This window comes from Mycobacterium sp. 3519A, assembly GCF_900240945.1.
Classification (GTDB): domain Bacteria; phylum Actinomycetota; class Actinomycetes; order Mycobacteriales; family Mycobacteriaceae; genus Mycobacterium.
The window spans coordinates 281,482-306,920 of the sequence record NZ_OESG01000014.1; the positions used below are offsets into that span (position 1 = coordinate 281,482).

Genomic DNA, 25,439 nt, shown 5'->3' on the forward strand with positions numbered 1-25,439 from the left:
GGAGATCCAGCTTAGAGCGTTAGGTGGTCCCCACAGGCTCTCGGGCTGCCTGCCCGGCATCCGGCGCCAGCTTGACGGCGTGCTCAGTCACCTGTTTGAGGATGTTGAGCTGGCGTTCCAGTTCGCGGATTCGGGTGTTGCGCTCGTTTTCCTCCAACGCCGCCGACGCGATGGTGGCCTGCAGCGACTCGTTGAGCGAGCGGGTGGTCTGGTTGGCGATGCCGCGGTAGTGGTCGCGCAGTTGGCGCTGGATTCCCTTGAGCCGGTCCCGGGATTCCTTCGACACGACGAACGACACGTCGTCGACGAACCGCCGCACGTTCAGCTTGGCCTCGTTGCGGACCCGCATCATCCGGTTCTCCATGTCTTCGCGATAGGCCTTGCGGCCCAACAGAAGACCGGCACCCAGCGACAGCGGGTTGAACATGCCGAGTCCCGCGAACGACGTCAGCATGCCGAACATCAGCACGCCGCCGTACGAGCCACGCATTCCGGTGACCACCTTGTGCCCGGTCTTGATCGGCTTGGCCTCCAACTTGGCCAGCGACTTCAATTCGCCGAAGCTCGCGCCCATTTCGCTGGCGTCGAGTTGCGGCATCTTGATGGCCTCGAGCCCCGCCTCGACGAATGTCCGCGCCACCTCCTGGGCGAGCACCTCGGCCCGCTGATAGGCCCACACGAAGTTGTCGCCGACGGCCGTCGCGATCGCCTCCTCCACTTCGGCGCCGATCTCCGCCCAGTGGTGCGTCGGATCGGTGGTGTCGATGACGTGCTCGGTGTGCTGGCTGATGGCACGGAACCGGGCGCGCAGATCGTGGTCGACATCGGCTGTCAGGTCGGCGATTCCGTCGTTGAGCACCTGCTGCCACAGCGCGGTCTGCTGCAACGCGTCCTGCGCCTCCTGTTTACGCTGCTCCAGATCGGCCTTCAACCGGTCGCGGGCTTCGGGGTCGTTGAGCGCGGACAGCTCCGAGTCGGCCGCCAGCGTCAAATGCTCAGCGGCGGACCGGATCTCGGCGAGCACCTGATCGCGCACCCGGTCGTTCTCCCGCGACAGCACCTTCTCGCTGAGGAACTTGACGATGGCCGGGAAATTGGACTCCTCGTTGAGTTCCTTGTCGTTCAGTTGGATCGCGTGGCTGCGCAGCAGCGACGACGCCGGAATGATCGGTATCGACAGGCCGGCCCGCTGCAGGTGGGCCTTGTTGGTTTCGACGATCTGGCGCCAGTGCGGGTAGAGATCCGTCTTGGTGGCGACAATCGTTGCGACAGGGCAGATTTCAAAGGCCTGCCGGATGAACGTCATCTCGGGTTCGGTGAATTCCTGGCTGGTGTCGCTGACCATCAGCATCGCGTCCGCGTCGGGCAGCAGCCCAAGCGTGGCCGACAGGTGCGGCTGGCCAAGGCCGCCGACGCCGGGGGTGTCGACGAACACCAGACCGCCCTTGAGCAGCGGGCTGTTCGCGGTCACCGCGACACGCAGCACCTGCCTGCCACCCGCCGCGGGGTGGCGGCGCAGATCCTGTTTGATGTCGGCGATCGGGATCTCGACCTCCTCGGGCTCGCCGTCGTCGGCGCCCGCGACGATCAACTTCGCGCTGGCCTGCTCGGCGAACGACACCATGGTCGCCAGCACCGTCGTCTCGTCGTCGCCGACCCGCGACACCGGAACGTTCAGCAGCGAATTGAGCAGTTGGCTCTTGCCCTGCTTCAGCTGCCCGGCGATGACCACCCGGATCTGGGGGTCGGTGATCCGCTCGTTGGCCCTTGCCATCCGCTCGACCAGGTCGCCGCGGCCCTGAGCCTCGGCGATCTTGCTCGTGTGGTCGATCAGTTCAACGATGACCTTGACCTTGCGGGGGTCATTCGGCTGCGTCATGGTTTCCCTTCCCTACCTATGACGGTAGGCGTGCCAACTGGCGGGGACCTATGGGTGGGTCCCCGCCAGTTGCGCTATTCGGTTGTCGCCTGGTCAGAACAGATCGACGTCGACGCCCTGGTGGATGTCGGTGTCGTGGCTGTCGTGCGTCGAGTTGTCGATGTTGTCGTGGCTGTCGTGCGTCGAGTTGTCGGTGTTGTGGCTGTTCGACGAGTTGTCGTCGTGGCTGGCGTCCACGTTGCCGGAGATGTCCCCGCCGTGGGTTTCGACGGTGGTGACGTCGCCGCCGGCCGTGGTGGTCGTGGTCTGCGTCGGAGCGATGACCACGCCGCCGCCTGCGCCGCCGGTCGCATTGCCGCCGTCGCCGCCGCCACCCGTGAGAATGCCGCCGCCGTGGCCGCCGTCGCCACCGACCGCACCGCCACCGCTGGTGTCGATGTCGCCGGTCTTGACGACCGGGCCTTCGTTGCCCGAGATGACGTCACCGTCACCGCTGTTGTGGATGCTGCCGGAGCTGTCGCTGGTGTTGCCGACGCCGCCGGCCTGAACGGTCGAACCCTCGCCTGCGAGGATGTCGCCGGTGTTGGCGCCGACGTTGCCGTCGCCGACCACATTGCCGTCACCTTCGACGTTGGTGTTGTCGATGTCACCTGCGGTGCCGGTGTTGATCACGCTGCCGTGGTCGGCGTTGTTCGTGGTCTTGTCGCCGAAGGTGATGTCGCCGAAGTCCAGGTTGACGTTGCCGACGCCCTGCTGCTGATCCTCACCCGCGTGGTTGACCACGTTGGTCTCGGGGCTCAGGAACCGGGTGTCGTTGTGGCTCAGCGTGTCGTTGTTGCTGAACGCCGAGGTCTGCGGGACGAAGGCCAGCCCGTGGGTCTCGGCCACCGCCTGCTGCAGTCCGTGCACCGGGTTGCCGCCACCGTGCAGCACCGCAGCGGGCGCCACGGTCGCGGCAACGGCGTTCACCTGAGCCGCCGTCACACCCTGAACGCCTGCGTTGGCCATGGCGCGGTCGGGGTCGTTGACGAAGGCCTGGGCCTGAACCGGGTCGCGGAACAGGTCGAGAATCCAATCGATCACGTTGGTCATTTCTGTGGTCCTTTTCTTGTGTGTTTCGGGGGTCCTGGTCGCCGGCGCTCCGGCGAACTGCTGACAACGTTATGGAGCGGACGACAGCTGGGAAACGGGGCCGAATCCCCTCCCTACCGGCAGCCCTCCCGGGATGCCGACTGGGGGATCGTTAGGGGATTAGGGGCTCGTTAGGGGACATTGAATTTCCGCACGTCAAACGCACAAAATGCGCGGCCCGAGCGGACCGCGCATTTCGAAGTGCCGTCGAAGGTCAGGAATCGAAGATGTCCAATCCCGTCCCGTCGGCGTCGAGATGGTGATCCTCGGGGGCGGCGTGGCTCCAGGTGTCCTCGGTCGGTGTGTCGATGATCGGCACATCGTCGACGACTGGGCCGTCGAAGTGCAGCGACGCATCGTCGGCGGTAGCCACGTCCGGCACGCCGGCGTCGGCGAGCATGTCGACGCCCGACTGCACCGCGGCCCCGGGATCGTCGACGACGTTGGCGGCCATCGCGTGCACGTCGTCGACGGCAACGGTCGGCACGTGGTCGTCGAAGGCATCGAACGCGGCGGTCGCGGCCCCGCTCGTCCACACATTGCTGGCATGGTCGTCGACCTGCGCGTCAGCCCCCGTCGACGGCACCGCCATCGACAGCGACTCGGACACGACGGGGATCAGATTGTTGACGTCCACGCTGGTCACATCGGTCAAATTGGCGTCGGCGATGGCCTGCGCCGGGTCAGCAGCGTAGGCTGCGGCGGCGTCGGGGTCACGCACCACCGACATCACGAAGTCGAGTAGCGAGTTTGCCATGGAACACCCTCCTTTCCATTGCAGAGATAGCAGGCAACAGCACTAAGGCCTGACCCGATGCTATCGGCGCGGCAGCCGCCGCAGATCGGTGCGAAACCCAGCTCTGCCGCTGGGGCATTAGGGGACGCGGCGTTAGGGGTTTACCACCCATTAGGGGAATCAGCGGCTATGGTTTTGAACGGTCGAACACGAGGAGACCATGAACGACTCACTTGGGTTGTCCATCGGGATGACCAACTTGGTGGCCGCCAGGATCGGCCGCCCGCCGGTCATGCGCCGTTCGGTGCTCACGTTGTTCAACGACCGGGCACCTGAAGTCGGGGTGCCGAGCGAGAACCCGAATTTGACCCAACCGGGTCTGGTGCTGACCGGCTTCGTCGAGCGGGTCGGTGACCCGGTTCCGCTGGTCGCCACCGACGGCTCTCCGCACCGAGGGGAGCGGGTGCTGGTGGAGGCGCTCGATGCGATGGCGCAGGCGGTCGGTGGCGGCTCGCCCGTCGCGATCGCGGTACCCGCGCACTGGGGTCCCGGCACCATCGGTGCGCTGCGGGGCGCGCTGCGCGCGAAGCAGAGCCTCGCCCCCAACGGGGTGCCGGCCGCGCTCATCCCGGATTCCGTTGCCGCCCTTGCCGCTTTGCAGGCCGCACCGGGATTGCCGTCGACGGGCGTGGTCGCGCTGGTGGACCTCGGCGCCAGCGGCACCAGCGTCACGCTGGCCGACGCGGCCGCGAACTTCGCCCCCATAGGTCAGACCGTCCGGTATCCCGACTTCTCCGGCGACCAGATCGACCAGGGATTGCTCAACCACGTGCTGGCGGGTATCGCCGACGCAAGCAATGCCGATCCGACCGGCACGCTGGGCCTTGGCTCGCTGGCCCGGTTGCGCGAGGACGCCAGGTTGGCCAAGGAGCGGCTGTCCGCTGAGACCGCGACCGTCGTGCCCGTCGAACTGCCCGGGTTCAACTCCGACGTCAGGGTGACCAGGAACGAACTCGAGACCATCATCGCCGAGCCGCTCGCCGGGCTGCTCAATACCATCGAAGAAACGTTGCAGCGCAACAACATTGCGGTGGCGAACGTCTCGGCGGTGGCGACCGTCGGCGGCGGGGCCAACATTCCGCTGGTCACCCAGCAGCTCTCGGCGCGATTACGCGCCCCCGTCGTCACCACGCCGCAGTCCGGGGTCAACATCGCGACCGGCGCGGCGCTGGCCGCCGAACGCGGCCTGGAGGCCGACGCCCCGACCGGCATGGCGCCCACGGGTTTGGCGCCGGCCGCCGATGCGCCGACGGGCATGGCCGCAGCCGGGTGGGCGGCAGGCGCGGCGGGCGTGGCGGCGGCTGACGACGCCGGATCCTCCACCTTCCGCGCGTTGGCGTGGTCGCAGGACGATACGCCCGGCGAACCGGTGCCGTACTCCGGTGAGGACTACACCTTCGACCAGGGCGTCACCGGCGCGCGGCCGCAGATGGAGTTCTCGCACGAAGAGGAGGGCTACGGGCCCGAGACCGGCCCGCTGCCGTGGTACAAGCGTCCGCCCGTGCTGTTCGGCGCGGCGGCCGCCGCGGTGCTGTTGGCGATCGGCGGGCTGGCGATCACGCTGACCAGCGGCAGCGGCAGCTCCAACCCGGTGACCGAGACGGCGACGCAGGGCGAAACCGGGCCCAAGCCCACCGAACCGGTCACCGAGGGCGCACCCGTGACGGTCACCGTCACCGGCCCCAACGGGGAGCCGAGCACGACGGTCGTGCCGTCGCCGCCGCCGTCGCCGAGCGAAACCACCAGCCCGACGACCACCACCACCACGATTACCACGACAACGACGACGACCACCACCACCACGACGACCACCCCGCCGACCACCACCACGACCAAGCCTCCGACCACGACCACCCAGCCGCCGACGACCACACAACAGCAGGAGACCACCACCACGGCCGCCGCGTTGTCGCCGGTGACGACCACACCGTGAGCCATGGTCACCAGCCCGGCGTCCGATCCGCTGACCGACATCCCGCCGGCCGCACGCGACGTGGTCGCGGCTGTGACGGCCGCGCCGACCGCGCCGGTCAAGGTGCTGGTCTCCGGCGGCATCGGCACCGGTAAGACTTCGGTACTCGCAGCGATCCGGTCGGCGTTGCGCACCGCGGAGGTCGCGGTGCTGACCCGGCCGCCGAGAAATGGCGACGAGACGGCGTCGGCGGTCGTCATCGACGACGCGCACCTGCTCGACGACACACAACTCGGTGTCGTCGCGGACCTGGTCGCCGATCCGGTATCGACAGTCGTCGTCGCCGCCGAACCCCTCGCCCACCGGCAGGCGCTGCGGACGCTGCGCATCGCCATCGAGCGGGAGAACCCTGTCGTCTCGCTTGGCGCGTTCAGCCCGGCCGAGGTCAACCGGCTCACGACCGAAACACTGGGTAGCTCAACGAGTTCCGAGATCATCCGGTCGCTGATGGTCGCGACCGCGGGGCTGCCGTTCCTGCTGCGGCCAGCGATCGCGGCGGCGGTCTCACCCGACGGTGAGGCCCCTGCGAACGCGATCATGCAGGCCGCGCGGTTCGCGTTGATCGAGCGACTGCGCCACCTCGAGGAACCGTTGCTCGACACGCTGCTGGTGTCGTCGCTGAGCCCGGATCTGGGACCTGACGACGTCGCGGCGGCGCTGCGGGTCGGCGCCGAGGAGGCGCAGGATCTCGTCGACCGCGCGCGTGCCAGCGGGCTGATCGAGCCGTCGCACAGCCAGACCTTCATCCGGTCGGTGCACCGCTGCATCGCGGGCATCATCGGCGCGGCGCGCCACCACGACACCGAGCTGTCACTGCTGGTGTCCCAACTCGAATCATCAACGCTGTCAAGTGATCTCGCGTTACGGATGGCCGAACACGGGCTGCGCGACGACCGGCTTGCGGCCGCGCTGACCGACCTCGCATCCCGCGCCCATGGTCACCCGGCGCGCGCCGCCCGGCTGTACCGGGCCGCCGCCGACGCGGGCGCGACGGCGCTGTCCGCCCGGCTTGCCGACGCGCTGGCACAGACCGGTGACTGCACCGCCGCGGGCCGACTGGCCGACGAACTGCTCGGGTCCGAGGACATGGCCGAGCGGGTGGCGGCGGTCCGCATCGCCGCCAGCATCGCGATGCACGACGGCAGCGCCACCCAGGCGGCCGACCTGTTCCGTTGGCTGGGGCCGTATCCGGACACCTTCATCAGTGCGGCGGGGGCCGTCGTCGCGATCGCCGCGGGTGACGCCGAGGCGGCGCGGACCGCGCTGAGCGCCGAGACCGCCGGGCCACCGACGTCCACCGCCCGCGCCGCCCGCAGCCTCGCCGAAGGGCTGCTGCTGTCGCTGGACCAACCGTTCCCCACTGCCATTGCGCGGCTCAGCCAGTCGATCACCGCCGAACAACTCCCGACGGGTGTCGCACCGGACACCCCCGCGGCGCTGGTGACGTTGGCCGCGCTGCACGGCGGCGATCCGGTGCGCGCCCGCAGCGTGATCGGCCGTGCCGTCCGCACTGGGGCAGACGAACCCTTCACCGTGCATCGGCACCGCCTGCTGCACGGCTGGGTGCGCATGCAGGACGGTCAATTGTCGGCAGCGGCGGCCGACGTCGCGTCGACGGCCGATGTTGCGCTGCACCGCCGCGACGCGTTGTGGGCCGCCGCGTTGCAGACCGCGATCGCCAGACGCAGCGGCGACACCGGCGGCGTGCAGAAGCATTGGTATGCCGCGATGGAAGTGCTTGCCGAATACTCACCCGACCTGTTCTGCCTGCTGCCGCTGGGCGAACTGTGGGTGGCCGCCGCAAGGATGCGGTTGGTCGATCGGCTGCAACACACGATGACCGAGGCGTTCGGACTGCTCGAGTCGCTCGACAATCCCGTGCTGTGGTCAGTGCCGTTGCACTGGGCGGGCGTGCACGCGGGCATCCTGGCCAATTCGCCGGAAGCCGTTGCGCCCCATGGTCAGGCGCTGACGGCCGCGGCGCCGCACAGCGCGTTCGCCAAGGCGCTCGCCAAGGCGGGCCGCACCTGGCTGCGGGTACTGGCCAACCACGTCGACGTGGACGAGGTGACCTCCGCGGCGCGCGGGTTGTCACAGTTCGGCATGACATGGGACGGCACCCGACTGGCCAGCCAGGCCGCGCTGCAGACGCCGGATGGTCGCGTCTCCGGCGCGATGCTGCAACTGGCCCGCGACCTCAAACAGACCGCTGCCGTCGACGAGCCGCCAGGGCTGGAGCCGACGGCGCCCGTCGCGGAAGGCAAGCCGCGGCCCACGTCGTCGCGGCTGTCGGACCGTGAGCGCGAAGTCGCCGAACTGCTGTTGCTCGGGATGCCGTACCGCGATATCGGCAGCCAACTGTTCATCTCGGCCAAGACCGTCGAACATCACGTGGCGCGGATCCGGCGCAGGCTCGGCGCCGAATCCCGCTCCGAGATGTTGTCGATGCTGCGCGCCATGCTGACGTCTCAGTCGTAACCCCCAACGCGGCGCAATCCCCTAACCAAGATCCCCTATCGGGCCCGGCCCAGTGACGGGTGCGGCACCGGATTTGCTGTAACGCCGTTCGCCATACCGTCGATCGCATGTTGAATTCGCCAGGCAACCACGGCCGTTCGATCGGCCTGTCGGTCGGCGCGACGAACCTCGCCGGCACCCGCGACGGGTATGCCGCCATCCTGCGTCCCGCCGAGCTGACCCTGCACGGTCAACGACTGACCGGGTTCGTCGACCGCGTCGGCGACCCGGTGCCGCTGATCGCACCCGACGGCGCCACGTACCGGTCGGAGCGCCTGCTCGCCGACGCACTGGCCGCGATGGCCGACGCGATCACCGACGGGTTGCCGGTGACCGACGCCGCGGTGACGGTGCCCGCGCACTGGCGTCCGTCGATCGCCGACATTCTGCGCAGGAACCTGCGCGGCAAGCTGCCGGTGGTGTCCGATGCGACGGCGGCGCTGACGGCGTTGCGCAACAACCCGGGCCTGCCCACGCACGGCGTCATCGTGCTGTGCGACTTCGGTGGCAGCGGCACCAGCATCACGCTGGCCAATGCGGCACGGGACTTCTCGGTGTTCGGCGAGACGGTCCGATTCTGCGATTTCTCCGGCGATCTGATCGATCAGGCGCTGCTGGCGCACGTGGTCGGCGGACTCGCCGACATCGACCCGTCGGGCACCGCGATGGTCGGTTCGCTGGTGCGGTTGCGCGACGAATGCAGGCGGGCCAAGGAGCGACTGTCCGCGGAAACCGCGACGGCGGTGGTCGCCGACCTGCCCGGCCAACGCGCGGACATCCGCGTCACCCGCACCGAACTCGAGGACCTGATGCGGGCGCCACTCACGGATTTCCTTGCCGCACTTGACGATACGCTGGAGCGCTACGGCGTGCCCGCAGCCAGTGTCACTGCCGTCGCCACTGTCGGTGGCGGAGCGCGGATACCGCTGATCACCCAGCGGCTGTCCGAACATCTGCGCGCCCCCGTCGTCACCACGCGTTCGCCCGCGCTGACCGCCGCCGAGGGCGCCGCGCTGATCGCGCACCGAAGCCGCGTCGTCGACGAAGCCACCGTGCTGACGCCGACCGCCACCGCACTGGTGCCTGCCGCGCAGCCGCTGGCCTGGTCCGAGGGCGACGTCAGCCAGGACGTGCTGCCCTACAGCGACGCGACCCAGTCCCGCCCCGAGGTGTCCTTCCGCCGCGAGCAGTGGCGCGACGACGAGCCACCGCGGCGCAGTCCGCTGGTGTTGTTCGGGCTCTCGGCGGTCGCCGCGGCCGTCGCCGCAGCGGTGTTCGGCTTCACGCTCCTCAACGACACCGCGACGACACCGGTCGACGCGGCAAGCACGTCGACCACCACGACCACCCCCCAACCGCCTGCGGCGCCGGCCACTCTCCCAGCTACCCCGGCGCCGCAGGCCCCTCAAATCACCACCGTCGTGGTGCAGCAACCCGCGCCCCGCTTTCAGGCGCCGCGGCGAGTGCAGCCGCAGGCGCCCGTGCCGCATCAACCGCCGGTGGCCCCTCCCCCGACATCCGAGACGCCAGAGACGCCGGAGCCGACGGATCCCACTCCGCCGCCGACGTCCGAGACTCCACCCACGTCGCCCGAGCCGCCGACGTCGCCCAAGCCCCCGCCGATCGATCCAGGCCCCGGCGACGGATCCGGCACCGGCACCGGGACCGGCGGTACCGAAACCGGTGGTACCGGAACCGGAACGGAGACAAGCGGACCCGGCTCGCAGACGGGTGCCGCCGGCACCGGCGACGGCGGCACCTCGACCACCCCCGAGGCGTAGTTAGGGGAGCCTTTGTAGCGGCGTTTCCCGGCTGGATGCAACTATGAGCTGGCATCCAGCGAAAGTTACTGGCCAGTAACATGGGATAAGTTACCCTTGGGTAACTTGCGAAACGGGAGGCACGCGGTGGAAACCCAGATGCTGATCAGGCTCGTCGTCGGCCTCGGATTGACGGCACTCGTGCTGGTGTTCGCCGCCAAACGGGTGCTGTGGCTGACGAAGCTGATCCGCTCCGGTGCCCCGACCAGCCCGGAGAACAACCGCAAGGACCACCTGGGCAAGCGCATCACCACCCAGATCGAAGAAGTCTTCGGGCAAACCCGGCTCCTGCGCTGGTCGATCCCCGGTATCGCCCACTTCTTCACGATGTGGGGCTTCTTCATCCTCGCGTCGGTGTACCTGGAGGCCTACGGCCTGCTGTTCGTCGACGATTTCCACATCCCGTTCATCGGCCGTTGGGACGCCCTGGGCTTCCTGCAGGACTTCTTCGCCGTCGCGGTGCTGCTCGGCATCATCACGTTCGCGATCATCCGCGTGATGCAGGAGCCCAAGCAGCACGGCCGCGAGTCGCGGTTCTACGGCTCGCACACCGGCGGCGCGTGGCTGATCCTGTTCATGATCTTCAACGTCATCTGGACCTACGCCCTGGTGCGCGGCGCCGCGGTGAACAACGACACCCTGCCGTACGGCAACGGGGCGTTCTTCTCGCAGTTGATGGGCGCGGTGCTCAATCCGCTCGGCCACACCGCCAACGAATGGATCGAGACCATCGCGCTGCTGCTGCACATCGGCGTGATGCTGGTCTTCCTGTTGATCGTGCTGCACTCCAAGCACCTGCACATCGGTCTCGCGCCGATCAACGTCACCTTCAAGCGACTGCCCGACGGCCTCGGGCCGCTGCTGCCGGTCGAGTCCAACGGTGTTCCGGTCGACTTCGAGGATCCCGCCGAGGACGCCGTGCTCGGCCGCGGCAAGATCGAGGACTTCACCTGGAAGGGCTACCTCGACTTCACCACCTGTACGGAGTGTGGTCGCTGCCAGTCGCAGTGCCCGGCGTGGAACACCGGCAAGCCGCTGTCGCCCAAGCTCGTGATCATGAACCTGCGCGATCATCTGTTCGCCAAGGCGCCCTACATCCTCGGCGACAAGGAGACGCCGCTGGAGAACACGCCCGAGGGCGGTCTCGGCGAAGAACTGCGCGGGGAGAAGCACGACGAGCAGCACCACGTTCCTGAATCCGGCTTCGAACGGGTGCTGGGCTCCGGCCCTTTGCAGGCCACCCGCCCGCTGGTGGGCACGGCCGAACAACTCGGCGTCATCGACCCCGATGTGCTGTGGTCGTGCACCACGTGTGGCGCGTGCGTCGAGCAGTGCCCGGTGGACATCGAGCACATCGACCACATCGTCGACATGCGTCGCTACCAGGTGATGATGGAGTCGGAGTTCCCGTCCGAACTCGGCGTGTTGTTCAAAAACCTTGAGACCAAGGGCAATCCGTGGGGTCAGAACGCCAAGGACCGCACCAACTGGATCGACGAGGTCGACTTCGACGTGCCGGTGTACGGCAAGGACGTCGAGTCCTTCGAGGGCTACGAGTACCTGTTCTGGGTCGGCTGCGCGGGCGCCTACGAGGACCGCGCGAAGAAGACCACCAAGGCCGTCGCCGAACTACTCGCGATCGCGGGCGTGAAGTATCTGGTGCTCGGCGAGGGCGAGACCTGCAACGGCGACTCGGCCCGCCGGTCGGGCAACGAGTTCCTGTTCCAGCAGTTGGCCGCGCAGAACGTCGAGACCCTCAATGACCTCTTCGAAGGTGTGGAGCGGGTGGACCGCAAGGTCGTCGTCACCTGCCCGCACTGCTTCAACACGCTGGGCCGCGAGTACCCGCAGGTCGGCGGCAACTACACCGTGCTGCACCACACCCAGCTGCTGAACCGGCTGATCCGGGACAAGAAGCTGGTGCCGGTCACCGCGCCCGACGGCGGACGCGACGTCACCTATCACGACCCGTGCTACCTCGGCAGGCACAACAAGGTGTACGAGGCGCCGCGTGAGCTGATCGGGGCCTCGGGCGCCCAGCTGACCGAGATGCCCCGGCACGCCGACCGCGGCCTGTGCTGCGGCGCGGGCGGCGCGCGGATGTGGATGGAAGAGCACATCGGCAAGCGCGTCAACGCCGAGCGCACCGAGGAGGCGATCGACACCGGCGCGTCGGCGATCGCGACCGGCTGCCCGTTCTGCCGGGTGATGATGACCGACGGTGTCGACGACGTCTCCGCCGCCAGGGACATCGAGAAGGTCGAGGTGCTCGACGTGGCCCAGCTGCTGCTGGGGTCGCTGGACAAGAGCGGCGTCACGCTGCCCGAAAAGGGCACGGCGGCAAAGGAAGCCGAGGAGCGTGCGGCGAAGGCGGCGCCGAAGGTGGAGGCGTCGACGGCGGTCGCCGAACCCGAAGCCAAGCCGGAGCCCAAGGCTGAGCCTGCCGAGACGAAGCCGGTCACAGGCCTCGGCATCGCGGGCGGTGCCAAGCGCCCCGGCGCGAAGAAGGCCGCGCCGAGTGCGGAGGCACCCGCTGCGCCCGCCAAGGGGCTGGGCATCGCGGCGGGCGCGAAGCGTCCCGGTGCGAAGAAGGCCGCGGCACCCGAGGCGTCCACCGCGGAGGCGCCTGCCAAGGCAGAACCCGAGGTCAAGGGCCTCGGCATCGCCGCGGGCGCCAAGCGGCCCGGGGCCAAGAAGGCCCAGCCTGCCGCGCCTGCCGCCGAGAAACCGGCCGAGGCGCAACCCGCCAAGCCCGAGCCGGAGGTCAAAGGTCTGGGCATCGCGCCCGGCGCCCGTCGACCGGGTGCCAAGAAGGCCGCAGCGGCACCGAAACCGGCTGCGCCGCAACCAGAATCGCCGTCAGAGAGTGAATCCAGCGCTGCGCCTGAGCCTTCCACCGATGGCAACGGCGAGAAGCCACAGCCGCCCGTGAAGGGCCTGGGTATCGCCAAGGGCGCACGTCCGCCTGGTAAGCGATAACCAGCGTCTTTGCTAATTAATTGGACTCCGGTGCGATCATGGACCACGTGACCACCCACCATGTGCCGTGGCAGACCACCGGGCATCATCCGCGGCCGCGCACGTTCACGCAGTCGTCCAAGCTGCAGGACGTGCTGTACGAGATCCGCGGTCCGGTGCACGATCACGCGGCACGACTGGAGGCCGAAGGTCACCGCATCCTCAAGTTGAACATCGGCAACCCCGCGCCGTTCGGCTTCGAGGCGCCCGACGTGATCATGCGCGACATCATCTCCGCGCTGCCCTACGCGCAGGGCTACTCGGATTCCAAGGGCATCATGCCTGCCCGTCGCGCGGTGTTCACCCGCTACGAACTCGTGGACGGCTTCCCGAAGTTCGATGTCGATGACGTCTACCTCGGCAACGGCGCGTCCGAACTCATCCAGATGACGTTGCAGGCGCTGTTGGACAACGGCGACCAGGTGCTGATTCCCGCGCCGGACTATCCGCTGTGGACGGCGTGCACGTCGCTGGCGGGCGGCACCCCGGTGCACTACATGTGCGACGAGACGCAGGGCTGGATGCCCGACATCGCCGATCTGGAGTCGAAGATCACCGACCGCACCAAGGCGATCGTGGTGATCAACCCGAACAATCCGACGGGTGCGGTATACAGCCGCGAAACTCTCACGCAGATAGCGGATCTCGCGCGTAGGCATCAGCTGCTGCTGTTGGCCGACGAGATCTATGACAAGATCCTCTACGACGACGCCAAGCACATCGCAATGGCGTCGGTGGCGCCCGATGTGCTGACGCTGACGTTCAACGGGCTGTCGAAGGCATACCGGGTCGCCGGTTACCGGTCCGGGTGGCTGGTCATCACCGGTCCCAAGGAACATGCGGCCAGCTTCATCGAGGGCATCAGCCTGTTGGCCAACATGCGGCTGTGCCCGAACGTGCCTGCGCAGCACGCCATTCAGGTTGCCCTCGGCGGCCACCAGAGCATCGAGGATCTGGTGTTGCCCGGCGGCAGGCTGCGCGAGCAGCGAGACGTCGCATGGGCCAAGCTCAACGAGATCCCCGGGGTGTCGTGCGTGAAGCCCGAGGGCGCGCTGTATGCGTTCCCGCGCCTGGATCCCGAGGTCTACGACATCCACGACGACGAGCAGCTGGTGCTCGACCTGCTGCTGCAGGAGAAGATCCTGGTCACCCAGGGCACCGGATTCAATTGGCCGACACCGGATCACCTGCGCATCGTGACGCTGCCGTGGTCACGCGACCTCGCCAACGCGATCGAGCGGCTCGGCAACTTCCTGTCGTCGTACCGGCAGTAAGCCCGTTTCCGCGAGGCTGTAGTTATCGTGGGCCTCACTCGAACTTTTCCACGGCAACTCCAGTTTCGCGCACGATCACCCCGCCGGGCCGATCAGAAAGTCGTCGAACACCTTGTCATGCTCGACGGCGAAGGCCTCGTCGAATGTCGCGCTGGCACTGCTGATCAGGTAACGCTTTGCGGCTTCGAGCGCGGCCTGCGGGGCCTCGATGATCGACCGCGCCATCGCGAACGCCTCGCTGTGCAACTCGTCGGGTTCGGTCACGCGGGTGACCAGGCCGATGCGCAGCGCTTCTGCCGCGTCGATCCGCCGTCCCGTCAGGCACAGTTCGCGGGCATTGCCCAACCCGACGATCCACTGCAGCGGTGTGAACAGCGGCGCAGCGCCGAACTTGATCTCGGGATGCCCGAAAACCGCTGCGGTGGAAGCGATTCTGCAGTCGCAGAGCACGCTGAGGTCCATCCCGCCGCCCATCGCGGGCCCGTTGACCGCGGCCACCAGCGGCTTCGGGAAGTTCCACACCGCACGGTGATATCGACGGGAGCTGTCCTTGATCTGGGTGGCAAGCTCGCGTTGGCCGAACTCGTTGAGGTCGAAGCCCGCGCAGAAGGTCGGCCCCGACCCGGTCAGCACCACCACACGCACGCCCGCGTCCGCGGCCCAGTCGTCGAGTTGCGCGGTGATCTCGTCACGCAACTTGATCGACAGCGCGTTGCGCCGCTCCGGCCGCGCCAGCGTCAGCGTCGCGACTCCGTCGTCGGCGACCCGCGTCTCGATGTCCCTACTCATCGACATGTTGTAAATCACGCCCAGCCCCCGCGTCTACCCTGTTGCGCGTGACGCACTCGCACGCCCATTCGCACTCCATGGGCGGCCAGGCCCCCTTGGGGCCCACCGCCGCCAAAGTCGTGATCGGGGCACTGATCGCGATCGGCGTCGCGGTGCTCGCGGGCGCGGTCTGGCTGTGGCCCAGCCACGAGAAGGTCGACATCCCGCTGCCGTTCCAGAACGCCGCGGGCGGATCGGTCACCACCGAGGCCGGACATGTGCTGTCCAGCAAGGTGGCGTCATGCGGCAGCCCGTCGAACGGCGCCGTGCTGACCGCCGACCCGGCGCCGGGGCCGGAGGGCGGCGGCCCGTGTGTGCAGTCATTGATCAGCATCGACTCCGGCCCCAACAAGGGCGCCAACACAATGCTCGAGTTCAGTCAGGGACCCGGCCAGCCGCACCTCGCCGCAGGCGACCACGTCCGGATCAGCCGTCAGGTCGATGCCGGCGGCGCGACCAGTTACGCGTTCTACGACTACGAGCGGACGTGGCCGCTGATCGCGTTGGCGGCAGTGTTCGCGGTCGTCATCGTCGCGGTGGCGGGTTGGCGCGGGCTGCGCGCGATGATCGGCATCGTCGTCGCGTTCGTGGTGCTGGTGGTCTTCCTGCTGCCCGCCCTGCGCGACGGCGCGTCGGCGATTCCGGTCGCCCTCGTCGCATCGGCAGCCATCCTGTACGCGGTGATCTATCTGGCTCACGGGGTGAGCCTGCGCACCAGCGCGGCACTGCTCGGTACCTTGACCGCGCTGCTGCTCGCCGCCCTGTTGTCGTGGGGCGCAATCGAATTGGCGCATCTGACCGGCCTGTCCGAGGATCAGAACAACGAGGTCGCCGCGTATATGGGCAACGTGTCGATCACAGGGTTGCTGTTGGCCGGGTTCATCATCGGCTCGCTCGGTGTGCTCAACGACGTCACGGTTACCCAGGCGTCGACCGTGTTCGAGTTGGCCGAGACCGGGGTCAGTCGCAGGGCGATCTTCCTCGGTGCCATGCGGGTGGGCCGCGACCACATCGCCAGCACCGTCTACACACTGGTGCTGGCCTATGCGGGTAGCGCGCTGCCGCTGCTGCTGTTGTTCAGCGTGGCCAACCGGTCGCTCGGCGACGTGTTGACCAGTGAGAGCGTGGCCATCGAGGTCGCCCGTTCGGCGGTCGGCGGTATCGCGTTGGCGTTGTCGGTGCCGTTGACGACGGCGATCGCCGCCGTGCTCGCTACCCCGGAGGCCGCTCGAGCAACTCCAGCAGGTAGGCGCCGTAGCCGGACTTGAGCAGGGTGCGCGCGCGGGCGGCCAGTTGGTCGTCGTCGATGAAGCCGACGCGCCATGCCACCTCTTCGGGCACGCTGATCTTGAGCCCCTGCCTGCGTTCGATGGTGCGGACGTAGTCGCCCGCGTCCAGCAGTGAGTCGAACGTGCCGGTGTCCAGCCACGCGGTGCCGCGGGCCAGCACCTCGACCTTCAGCCTGCCCTGGTTCAGATACGTCTGGTTGACCTCGGTGATCTCGTATTCGCCTCGCGCAGAGGGTTTCAGCGAACGCGCGATCTCGATGACGTCGTTGTCGTAGAAGTACAATCCCGGCACCGCGTAGTTCGACTTCGGGGTGGCCGGCTTCTCCTCGATGGACAGCGCCGTCCCGTCCGCCGAGAATTCGACGACGCCGTAGGCCGTCGGGTTGGCCACCCAGTAGGCGAAAATCGCTCCGCCACTGATGGTTTGGAAGCGGTGCAGACTGGTACCCAGACCTGGGCCGTAGAAGATGTTGTCGCCCAACACCAATCCCACCGGGCCGTTGCCGATGTGGTCCGCGCCGATCACGAACGCCTGCGCCAGACCGTCGGGTTTCGGCTGCACCGCGTAGCTGATGTTGATCCCGAAATCCGAACCGTCGCCCAGTAATCGCTGGAACGCCTCCGCGTCCTCGGGTGTGGTGATGACCAGGATGTCGCGGATGCCCGCCATCATCAGCGTCGACAGCGGGTAGTAGATCATCGGCTTGTCGTACACGGGCATCAACTGTTTCGACGCACCCTTGGTGATCGGATACAGCCGGGTGCCCGATCCGCCGGCAAGGATGATCCCGCGCATCAGCCTGCGAGATCCTTTTCGGTCAACTCGGTCGCGGCGAGCGCGCTGGCCAGGTCGGGGTGCCGGAAGACCGAGGTGACATGGTCGTGCACCACCCGGAAGGCCACGCCTGCGCCGTCCTGCTCCTCGGCGACCACCACGCCGTCGCGCACATACATCCGGCCAGGGTCGGCGGCGGTCACGGACAACGACTGCGCCCACTGGATCAACGCCTCATGGCCCTGGCCCGCGCCGTTGGCGTCACCGAATTCGATGTCGTCGCTGGACACCTGCGCCAGGGTGTCGTAATCCTGCTCGTTGAGCGCGTCATGCCAGGCGAGGACGGTGGCGATCTCCGATGTGGTCATGTCGAGAACGTACGCCTTCCTAGAACGGTGTGTGCTCCAGCCAGCCGTCCCAGACGGCGGCGTCGCCGAACACCTCGATTCCGCTGTCGGCGGCGGTGCGCCTGCGCACGATGGCCAGCAACAGATCCTTGGCCGCCCCGCGCAGTGCGGCGTCGCCCTTGCCGTGTTCGTGCGACCAGGTGATGCCGTCCTCGGCGTCACTGGTGATGGTCCACTCCCCGCTGGGGCCCAGCCCGTCGTCGGTCGCGTGCAGGTGCAGCGTCTGCCCGAGGGCGAGGGGCAACGCGCGCGGTCTTGCTTCGACGCTGACCCGCTCGATCCATTCGCTGATCGCGTCGGCGGCCACCTCAGCGGGCAGGTCGTAATCCACCCCCAACGCCATTGCGGCGTCGGCGCGGTGCACGGTGGCCTCGTGCAGTCGCCGACGGATCCACCAGCCGCACGGACGTAGGCCCAGAAACGTCCACACCCGGGTCTCTGGTCCGACGCGGTCCACCGCGTCGATGACCAGGTCCGCGCTCGCGTTCAGCCAGTCGATCGCGCCGTCGATGTCGTCGGGTGGTTTGCCGTCGCGGACATCACGCGGGTCCAACGGTTCGGATCTGCGGTCGGCGATGATCTGTGCAGCCCAACGGTTTCCGCGTCCGACGTGGCGGAACAGCTGTTTGATCGTCCAGTCGGGGCAGGTCGGTACGGGCGTCGACGGGTCCGCTCCACGGATGAGCTCGCCGAAGTCCCGGGTCTGATCGCGCAGCGCCGCTCGAAAATCCACGCTACGAACCTACAGCGGTGCGCGCCCTTCCAAGTGTGATCGGTAGGGATGCCCATCCCCGCAACACCCGGGTGTCGCGACGGCTGCCGTTGCCGGCAAGTCGCGCATCCGGGAAGCGCTCGAAGAACGTGCGCAGCCCGACCTGGCCTTCCTGGCGGGCCAACGCGGCGCCGAGGCAGAAGTGCCTGCCGCCGGAGAACGACAGATGCTTGCCCGCGTTCTCGCGTTCGACGTCGAAGCGGTGCGGATCGGCGAACACCTTCGGATCGCGGTTGGCGCCTGCCAGGTAGATGATGATGCCCTCGCCGGCGCGGACCACCGCGCCGGGCAGTTCGGTGTCGACGGCCGCCACCCTGGCCGTCATCTGGACCGGCGACTCCAGGCGCAGAATCTCCTCGACCGCGGTGGGCCACAACTCCGGCTGCGCCTGCAGCTTCTCCAGTTGCTCGGGCGCGTCGAGCAGCATCCGAATTCCGTTGCCCAGCAAGTTCACTGTGGTTTCGAAGCCGGCCGCCAGCACGAGGCCTGCGGTGGCCAGCAGCTCATCGTTGCTCAGCCGCGCGCCTTCGGCGCTGTTTGCCGACGCCTGGATCAGCTGGCTCATCAGGTCGTCACCGGGGTTGCGCCGCAAATGATCCAGATGATCGGACAGCCAGTTGTTGAAGCCCTCGATGCCGCGGTACACCTGGCGGTACTGCTGCCAACTGACCCCCATGTCGAGGCTCGGTGCGCCGAGCTCACCGAATTCCAGAATGCGTGGCCGCGCCTCGTCGGGCACGCCGAGGATGTCGCCGATCACGGTGACGGGCAACTGGGAGCAATACCGGTCGACGATGTCCACGGTGCCCCCATCGTCGATCAGTTCGTCGAGCAACCGATCCGCGGTGGCCTGCACCCGATCCCGCAGCGCCGCAACGGCTCTGGTGGTGAACACCGACGACACCAGTTTGCGGTACCGGGTGTGGTCGGGCGGTTCGACCGACAGCATCGACGGCGGCTCCACCGGATGTAGCAGCCCCGGATCGGTGTGCCGGACCACCCACTGCAGCGGTTTGGGCAGGGTGGACCCGAATGCGATGACACGGAAGTCGTCGGAGCGCAGCAGGTCGTTGGCGATCTTGTGGTCGACGGTCATGTACATCAGCCGGCACTTGACGATCGGCCCCATGCCGCGCAGTTCGTCGATGAACGGGACGGGGTTGCGGCGCAACTGGCGATCGGAGATGAGCCGGCCCTGCGGGTCGCCGCGACGGGCGAGCCTCCGCGAGGTGGCACGGACGACGCCGTGCATGGCAAGCCAGCGGATGCGGTGCTTGATGACGCCCATGCGACTCCTCCAACCGAATTGTGGTTCGGTTATGTTCTGCGAGCTTACCGAATTACAATTCGGTATGGCAAGGACGCGGATTCCGGCGGCACAGCGACGGGCCCGCATCCTCGATGCGGCGGTCGAGACCTTCGCCGAGCACGGTTTCGCCGAGGCGAAGATGCAGGACATCGCCGCCCGCGCGGGCGTGGTGCCGTCGGTGCTCTACGACCATTTCGGCTCCAAACGCGAACTGCACATCACGCTGCTCGAACAGCACGCCGAGCAGATCAGGAACCGCTCGCTGCGGCACGTCGAGGGCGCGTCGGCGCAGCAGTTGGTCCGGGCGAGCATCGAAAGCTACTTCGAATCCGTCGAGCACGACCCGTTCATGTGGCGGTTTTTGCACCGCGATCCGCCCGCCGATCCGGAGGTCGCCGCGGTCTGTCAGGAGATCGCCGACCGGGGCACCGCGGCCATCGCCGATCTGATCCGATTCGGGGCGGCGGACGCGAAGTCGGTGAAGGGGATCACCGTCGACGACGCGGCCTGGATCCTGGCCCGCGCCACGCAGTCGGCGTGTTCAGGGGTGGCCACCTGGTGGTACGAGAACCGCGACGTGCCTCGCGAGCGGGTCGTCGAACTCGTCTACATGCTGCTGTGGCAGGGCTTCGACGGCATGCTCAAACAGGCGTCGGCAGGCTGACGCTCCTGCCGAGGCAGTAGATCCGCCATCCCGCGTTGGCCCACTGTCCGGTGTCGAGGCAATTGCGGCCGTCCACAATGACTTTCGCGCGTACGGTGCCGGCCAGTGCGGCGGGGTCGAGTTCGACGAACTCGCGCCATTCGGTGAGCACCAACACGGCGTCGGCGCGGTCCGCGGCCTCGACCACCGACGTCGAGTAGTTCAGCGTCGGGAACAGCCGCTGCGAGTTCTCGATCGCCTTGGGGTCGTAGACGTTGACCGTGGCGCCGTTGAGTTGCAGCATGCCCGCGACGTTGAGCGCGGGCGAGTCACGGACGTCGTCGGACTCCGGCTTGAACGCGGCGCCGAGCACCGCGATGTTGGCGCCAAGCAGCGACCCGCCGCACGCCTTGGTCGCCAACTCCACCATCCTGGTGCGGCGCCGCATGTTGATGCTGTCGACCTCGCGCAGGAACGTCAGCGCATGGTTGGCGCCCAGTTCACCGGCGCGGGCCATGAACGCGCGGATGTCCTTGGGCAGGCAGCCGCCGCCGAATCCGAGGCCCGCGTTGAGGAATCGACGCCCGATGCGGGGGTCGTAGCCCAGCGCGTCGGCAAGCAGGGTGACGTCGGCGTCGACGGCTTCGCACACCTCGGAGATCGCGTTGATGAACGAGATCTTCGTCGCGAGAAACGCGTTGGCCGACACCTTGACCAGTTCGGCGGTCTGCAAATCGGTGACCAGCAACGGCGCGCCGTCGGCCAGCAGCGGGGCGTACAGTTCGCGGATCGCGTCCTCGGCGTGGGTCGAATCACGTTGCACGCCAAGCACAATGCGGTCCGGATGCAGTGTGTCGTAGACGGCGAAGCCCTCACGCAGGAACTCGGGATTCCAGGCGATCTCGACGTCGACCCCCGCAGGGGCAAGCTCGCGTGCGCGGTGCGAGAGGTCGGCGGCGGTGCCGACGGGCACCGTCGACTTGCCGACGATCACCACGGACCTGCGCAGCCGCGGCACCAGCGCGTCGATGACGGCGTGCACGTGGCGCAGATCGGCGCCGTATTCGCCCTTCTTCTGCGGTGTTCCGACGCCGAGGAAATGCACGTCGGCGAAGTCCGCCGCCTCGTCGTAGTCGGTGGTGAACCGCAGCCGGCCCGCAGCGATGTTGTCGCTCAACACCTTCCGCAGACCAGGCTCGTAGAACGGGATGTCGCCGGAGGACAACTTGGCGACCTTGCCTGCGTCGATGTCGACACCGATCACGTCGTGGCCGAGTTCGGCCATGCCGGCGGCGTGTGTCGCGCCGAGATAGCCCGTGCCGAATACGGTGCATCGCATACTGCTTCTATATGCAGCCGCGATGAGCTAACCGCTACGTGAACCCAAGCGTCAGACCAACGCTGGGTTACCAGTGGTGTTCGACGGTCAGCCGCGGCAGAAGATCAGGAAGCAGCTGGGTCCGCGACCGCCGTGACCGCCGCCGGAGCCCGGGTATCCGCCGCCGGGGTATCCGCCACCGTTGCCGGGGTAATTGCCTCCGCCACCGGGGCCCGGGTAGTCGCCTCCGTGCCCGGGTGACTGCGGATAGTCCGGCTCGTCGTGCTGCCACGGCGGACTCCACGGCGGTTTGGGCCGTGGGTAGTACGCGGGCGGCGGGATGTACGGGTTGTAGATGGGCGGGTTGTACACCGGCGGCGGGATGTACGGAACCGGCGCGGGCGCCACAGGAGGCGGCGCGGGCGGCGCCTCGGGAGCGGGCGGCGGTGCGGCCGGTGCGGGCGGCGGCGCCTGCGGGGCGGGCGCCTGCTCGACGAACACCTGACGCGGCGCCTGCTTGGGCGCGGGCGCTTCCTGCACGGCGACCGGCACCGGCGGCTTGATGGTCTCGGCCGCGGGCGGGGGTGCCGGCGGCGCGATGGGCTGTTGTGCCTCCTGCACCGGGGCCGGTGCGGCGGCGGGGGGCGCCCCTGGGGGGCGCGCGGGCTGTCGGCCCGGGGTCGGGTGCCGGTCCAACCGCGGGCCGGCGTCCCTGGGCCACGGCAGTAGCACCTCTCCCACCTCCGGCCTCTCCGATCAGGGCGCGCCTGCACCGGGGCCGGTGCGGCGGGCGGGGCCACCTTGGTGGGCGCGATGGCGTTCGGCCCGGGATCGGGTCGCTGGTCAACCGTCGGCCGGATGCTCACGGCCAGCGAAATAACAAGTGCCACAACGCCGATCACGAAGATCGAGGTCAGCGCGCTGCCGACGAGCAGGAATGGCTTACGTCCCTCTTCGGGAGCTACTTCCTCGAGGTCGGTCCGCGCGTCGGCATCGAGGGGTGCCATCTGGGTCTCGGCCGCGGCGAGCGCGGTGTACGCATTGCCTGCGGTGGTGCCGTCGGGGTCTTGCGAGTAGGCAAGGCCGACGGTGGAGGCTTCGAGAGCGGGCGCGTGCGCAGAGGCCAGCGCCGCGCCGCGGGCCAACGCGACGTCGGCGTCGTCAGGCGCGCTGACGGGGATGCTGACGAGGTGCTCGAGATGCGCCTTCACGGCGCTGACGTCGACGCCGGAGCCGACGACGAACATGCCTTGCGGCGGCGAGTCCTGCGCGTCGACGGCGGCGGCCATGTCCGCGAGCACGGCCATCGCGTCACCGCTGTGCAGCGAGCGACTCAGCACCTTGACGATCGAACCGTCCTCGGTCTGCACCACCGACAGGGTGGCGGTGTCGCGATCGATGAACAGCAGCGCGGTGGTGGCGTATCCGACGGCGCGTCCCACCGCTTGGGCGAGGGCCCCGGCGGCGTGGCCGTCGGAGACCAGCATCACGTCGTCGATGCCGCGGGCGGCCAGTGTGTCGCGCAGTGTGGACGCCTCGGCGTGGTCGCTCCACGTGACGCCGATCGACTTGAGATGATGACCGCCTGCGGCGGCGCTCTCCTTGGTGCCGAGGATGGCCTCGACGACCTGTTCTGCCGCGTTGGCAGACGTTGCTGAGCCGTCGACAGCAGCCACGTCGAAAGCGTCGTGATCGACGATCGCGCCGTCGGCCTTCTCGCCCTCAACCAGCACCATGCGGACCGTCGTAGGTGTCATTGACACACCTAATACGATGTCCACTGACCCTCCAAAAGTGTTTGCTACGCTATCTAGATTTCCGTTCAGGCCTCACCAAATACGAGCCGACGACCCGATGATTCATCGTCGCAGCCAGCCTGGCCGTTACATCCCGCGGCGTTAGCTGAGAAGCGGTCACCTGCGCCGGTAATAAAACCCTACTCGGGTCAACGACAACGGGCGTCGGCCCGTTCAAATTCCGCTGCGAAGAGACGCGTCAGCCTTCTTCGGCGGTCTCGGGCCGCGGCCCGGGAACCCCGAAGTCGCCGAAGGTGGTCGGCCGGCGCGACGGCTGGTATCCGTGCACGGCTTCGGCGTACGCGGTCTCGGCGTGCTGGGTGAAGTCGACGCCGGTGGTCTCGTCCTCGGCGCTGATCCGGAAGCCCATCACCCGGTCGATGATCTTGCCGAGCAGATACGACACCCCGAATGCGTAGGCGCCGACGACCACCGCAGCGAGCGCCTGCTTACCGAGTTGGCCGAGGCCGCCGCCGTAGAACAGACCGTGCGCGCCGCCGGTCATCACCGGCGTGGCCAGCAGGCCGATCAGCAGCACACCGACCACACCGCCGACGAAGTGCACGCCCACGACGTCGAGCGAATCGTCGTAGTTGAAGCGGAACTTCGCGCCCACCGCGAACGAGCAGACGATGCCCGCGGCGATGCCGACGACTGCGGCGCCGAGGGTGTTCACGGTGCCGCAGGACGGGGTGATGGCGACCAGGCCGGCGATCACGCCAGAGGCGGCGCCGAAGGTGGTGGGCCTGCCGTCGCGGATCTGCTCGACGACGATCCAGCCCAGCATGCCGAGGCATCCCGCGACCAGGGTGTTGAGGAAGACCGCGGACGCCATGCCGTTGGCGGCCAGCGCGGAGCCTGCGTTGAAGCCGAACCAGCCGAACCACAGCAGGCCGCAGCCGAGCAGCACGAAGGGCAGGTTGTGCGGGCGCATGGCGTCCTTCTTGAAGCCGATGCGGGGGCCGAGGACGAGCGCCAGCGCCAACGCCGACATGCCGGAGACGATCTCGACGACCAGACCGCCCGCGTAGTCGAGCGCGCCGAATTCGAACAGCCAGCCGCCGGGGGCCCACACCCAGTGCGCGACGACGGAGTACACCGCGACGGTCCACAGCGGGACGAACACCATCCAGGCGGCGAACTTGGCGCGGTCGGCGATGGCGCCGCTGACCAGTGCGGCGGTGACGATCGCGAAGCCCAATTGGAAGGTGGCGAACAGCAATTCGGGCACGTGACCGTGCAGCGTGTCCGGGTTGATGCCGAGCATGCCGATGTGTTCGAGGCCGCCGATGAAGCCGCCCGCATCGCCGGTGAACGCCAGGCTGTAGCCGACCAGCAGCCACGCGACCGTCACCAGCGGGATCGAGATGAAGCTCATCATGATCATGTTGAGCACGCCGGTGGTGCGGACCATGCCGCCGTAGAAGATGGCCAGGCCCGGCGTCATCAGCAGGACGAGTGCGGTGCTGGCGAGCAGCCACGCGGTGGCGGCAGGGTCGATGGCGTCCAAGTCGGGCTCCTTTGCACGGTTCGCCCGAGAATGTCGGTCCCGCGTTTCAGCCACGCGGCAAATCTGTTACCGGCATGTTTCGTGTTTCGGCGGAGTTACCGAAAGCTCACGGCTGTTGTGCGGTTGCGCCGAGTGGCCAGTTATTGCACGCAAATCGCGGGCGGTTTCACGCTGTGATTGCAACAGCGGGTGGTTTTGACGGGTTTGAGAGTAGTTCGTCGAGGGTTTCGGCTGGGGTCTTCCAGCTCAGGGTTTGCCGGGGCCGGTTGTTGAGCTTGGCGGCGACGTAGTCCAGATAGTCTGCCGGGAAGATCGACAAGTCGGTGCCTTTAGCAAAGTATTGGCGCAGCAGTCCGTTGGTGTTCTCGTTGGTCCCGCGCTGCCA

Annotated in this window: 18 protein-coding genes and 1 pseudogene; 7 read left to right on the forward strand and 12 right to left on the reverse strand. The window is 68.0% G+C overall.

Translation table 11 applies throughout. The annotated features are described in order from the left end of the window. Positions 1-19 precede the first annotated feature (19 nt). From C1A30_RS22555 to C1A30_RS22565, 3 genes are all read right to left on the reverse strand, one after another. Positions 20-1,879, reverse strand: coding sequence for a dynamin family protein (locus tag C1A30_RS22555; protein WP_101950613.1), 1,860 nt, complete (start codon positions 1,877-1,879; stop codon positions 20-22). A gap of 93 nt (positions 1,880-1,972) precedes the next feature. Continuing rightward, a complete protein-coding gene (locus tag C1A30_RS22560) occupies positions 1,973-2,971 on the reverse strand; it encodes an IniB N-terminal domain-containing protein (protein WP_101950614.1) in 999 nt (332 codons plus the stop codon). Positions 2,972-3,224: 253 nt separating this feature from the next. Continuing rightward, entirely contained in the window at positions 3,225-3,767 is a 543-nt protein-coding gene (locus tag C1A30_RS22565; protein WP_101950615.1) for an IniB N-terminal domain-containing protein, read from the reverse strand. Positions 3,768-3,966: 199 nt separating this feature from the next. Here C1A30_RS22565 and C1A30_RS22570 point away from each other — a divergent pair, with 199 nt between their 5' ends. The 5 genes from C1A30_RS22570 (at position 3,967) to C1A30_RS22590 (ending at position 14,407) form a co-directional block, all read left to right on the forward strand. Next, a complete protein-coding gene (locus tag C1A30_RS22570; protein ID WP_101950616.1) occupies positions 3,967-5,739 on the forward strand; it encodes an Hsp70 family protein in 1,773 nt (590 codons plus the stop codon). Positions 5,740-5,742: 3 nt separating this feature from the next. Then, positions 5,743-8,256 carry an isoniazid response ATPase/transcriptional regulator IniR gene (gene iniR, locus C1A30_RS22575; RefSeq protein ID WP_101950617.1) on the forward strand — a complete coding sequence of 838 codons (2,514 nt, stop codon included), beginning with the start codon at positions 5,743-5,745 and terminating at the stop codon, positions 8,254-8,256. A gap of 107 nt (positions 8,257-8,363) precedes the next feature. Continuing rightward, positions 8,364-10,076 carry an Hsp70 family protein gene (locus C1A30_RS22580; RefSeq protein ID WP_101950618.1) on the forward strand — a complete coding sequence of 571 codons (1,713 nt, stop codon included), beginning with the start codon at positions 8,364-8,366 and terminating at the stop codon, positions 10,074-10,076. Positions 10,077-10,202: 126 nt separating this feature from the next. Further along, positions 10,203-13,094 (forward strand): heterodisulfide reductase-related iron-sulfur binding cluster, encoded by a 2,892-nt coding sequence (locus C1A30_RS22585; RefSeq protein WP_200828401.1) that lies wholly within the window; start codon positions 10,203-10,205, stop codon positions 13,092-13,094. A gap of 38 nt (positions 13,095-13,132) precedes the next feature. Beyond that, positions 13,133-14,407 (forward strand): pyridoxal phosphate-dependent aminotransferase, encoded by a 1,275-nt coding sequence (locus C1A30_RS22590; RefSeq protein WP_101950619.1) that lies wholly within the window; start codon positions 13,133-13,135, stop codon positions 14,405-14,407. A 75-nt stretch (positions 14,408-14,482) separates the two neighbouring features. On the opposite strand, the gene C1A30_RS22595 is transcribed toward C1A30_RS22590, so the two are convergent. Beyond that, positions 14,483-15,196: an enoyl-CoA hydratase/isomerase family protein gene (locus C1A30_RS22595; protein ID WP_101952811.1), complete on the reverse strand. Its 714-nt coding sequence runs from the start codon at positions 15,194-15,196 to the stop codon at positions 14,483-14,485. Between the two features lie 47 nt (positions 15,197-15,243). Here C1A30_RS22595 and C1A30_RS22600 point away from each other — a divergent pair, with 47 nt between their 5' ends. Next, entirely contained in the window at positions 15,244-16,503 is a 1,260-nt protein-coding gene (locus C1A30_RS22600) for a YibE/F family protein (RefSeq protein ID WP_101950620.1), read from the forward strand. Here C1A30_RS22600 and rfbA read toward each other — a convergent pair. Genes rfbA through C1A30_RS22620 form a run of 4 tightly spaced genes read right to left on the reverse strand, consistent with a single transcriptional unit; the run spans position 16,448 to position 19,766 of the window. Beyond that, positions 16,448-17,320, reverse strand: coding sequence for a glucose-1-phosphate thymidylyltransferase RfbA (gene rfbA, locus C1A30_RS22605; protein WP_101950621.1), 873 nt, complete (start codon positions 17,318-17,320; stop codon positions 16,448-16,450). The genes C1A30_RS22600 and rfbA overlap by 56 nt on opposite strands. Continuing rightward, positions 17,320-17,667: a nuclear transport factor 2 family protein gene (locus C1A30_RS22610; RefSeq protein ID WP_067808917.1), complete on the reverse strand. Its 348-nt coding sequence runs from the start codon at positions 17,665-17,667 to the stop codon at positions 17,320-17,322. The genes rfbA and C1A30_RS22610 overlap by 1 nt, the downstream gene beginning before the upstream one ends. Before the next feature lie 19 nt (positions 17,668-17,686). Continuing rightward, positions 17,687-18,439 (reverse strand): maleylpyruvate isomerase family mycothiol-dependent enzyme, encoded by a 753-nt coding sequence (locus C1A30_RS22615; protein WP_101950622.1) that lies wholly within the window; start codon positions 18,437-18,439, stop codon positions 17,687-17,689. Between the two features lies 1 nt (position 18,440). Further along, positions 18,441-19,766 (reverse strand): cytochrome P450, encoded by a 1,326-nt coding sequence (locus tag C1A30_RS22620; RefSeq protein ID WP_101950623.1) that lies wholly within the window; start codon positions 19,764-19,766, stop codon positions 18,441-18,443. 64 nt (positions 19,767-19,830) lie between these two features. Between C1A30_RS22620 and C1A30_RS22625 the strand changes: the two genes are divergently transcribed. After that, positions 19,831-20,451, forward strand: coding sequence for a TetR/AcrR family transcriptional regulator (locus C1A30_RS22625; protein ID WP_101950624.1), 621 nt, complete (start codon positions 19,831-19,833; stop codon positions 20,449-20,451). Here C1A30_RS22625 and C1A30_RS22630 read toward each other — a convergent pair. The 4 genes and pseudogenes from C1A30_RS22630 to C1A30_RS36135 form a co-directional block, all read right to left on the reverse strand. Next, positions 20,429-21,769, reverse strand: coding sequence for a UDP-glucose/GDP-mannose dehydrogenase family protein (locus C1A30_RS22630; protein WP_101950625.1), 1,341 nt, complete (start codon positions 21,767-21,769; stop codon positions 20,429-20,431). The genes C1A30_RS22625 and C1A30_RS22630 overlap by 23 nt on opposite strands. Positions 21,770-21,873: 104 nt before the next feature. Then, on the reverse strand, positions 21,874-23,529 hold the full coding sequence (locus tag C1A30_RS36130) for a hypothetical protein (RefSeq protein ID WP_235010147.1): 1,656 nt from the start codon (positions 23,527-23,529) through the stop codon (positions 21,874-21,876). 214 nt (positions 23,530-23,743) lie between these two features. After that, positions 23,744-25,054 carry an ammonium transporter gene (locus C1A30_RS22640; RefSeq protein WP_101950626.1) on the reverse strand — a complete coding sequence of 437 codons (1,311 nt, stop codon included), beginning with the start codon at positions 25,052-25,054 and terminating at the stop codon, positions 23,744-23,746. Between the two features lie 166 nt (positions 25,055-25,220). Next, positions 25,221-25,439, reverse strand: a pseudogene (locus tag C1A30_RS36135) (transposase); the annotation flags it as partial.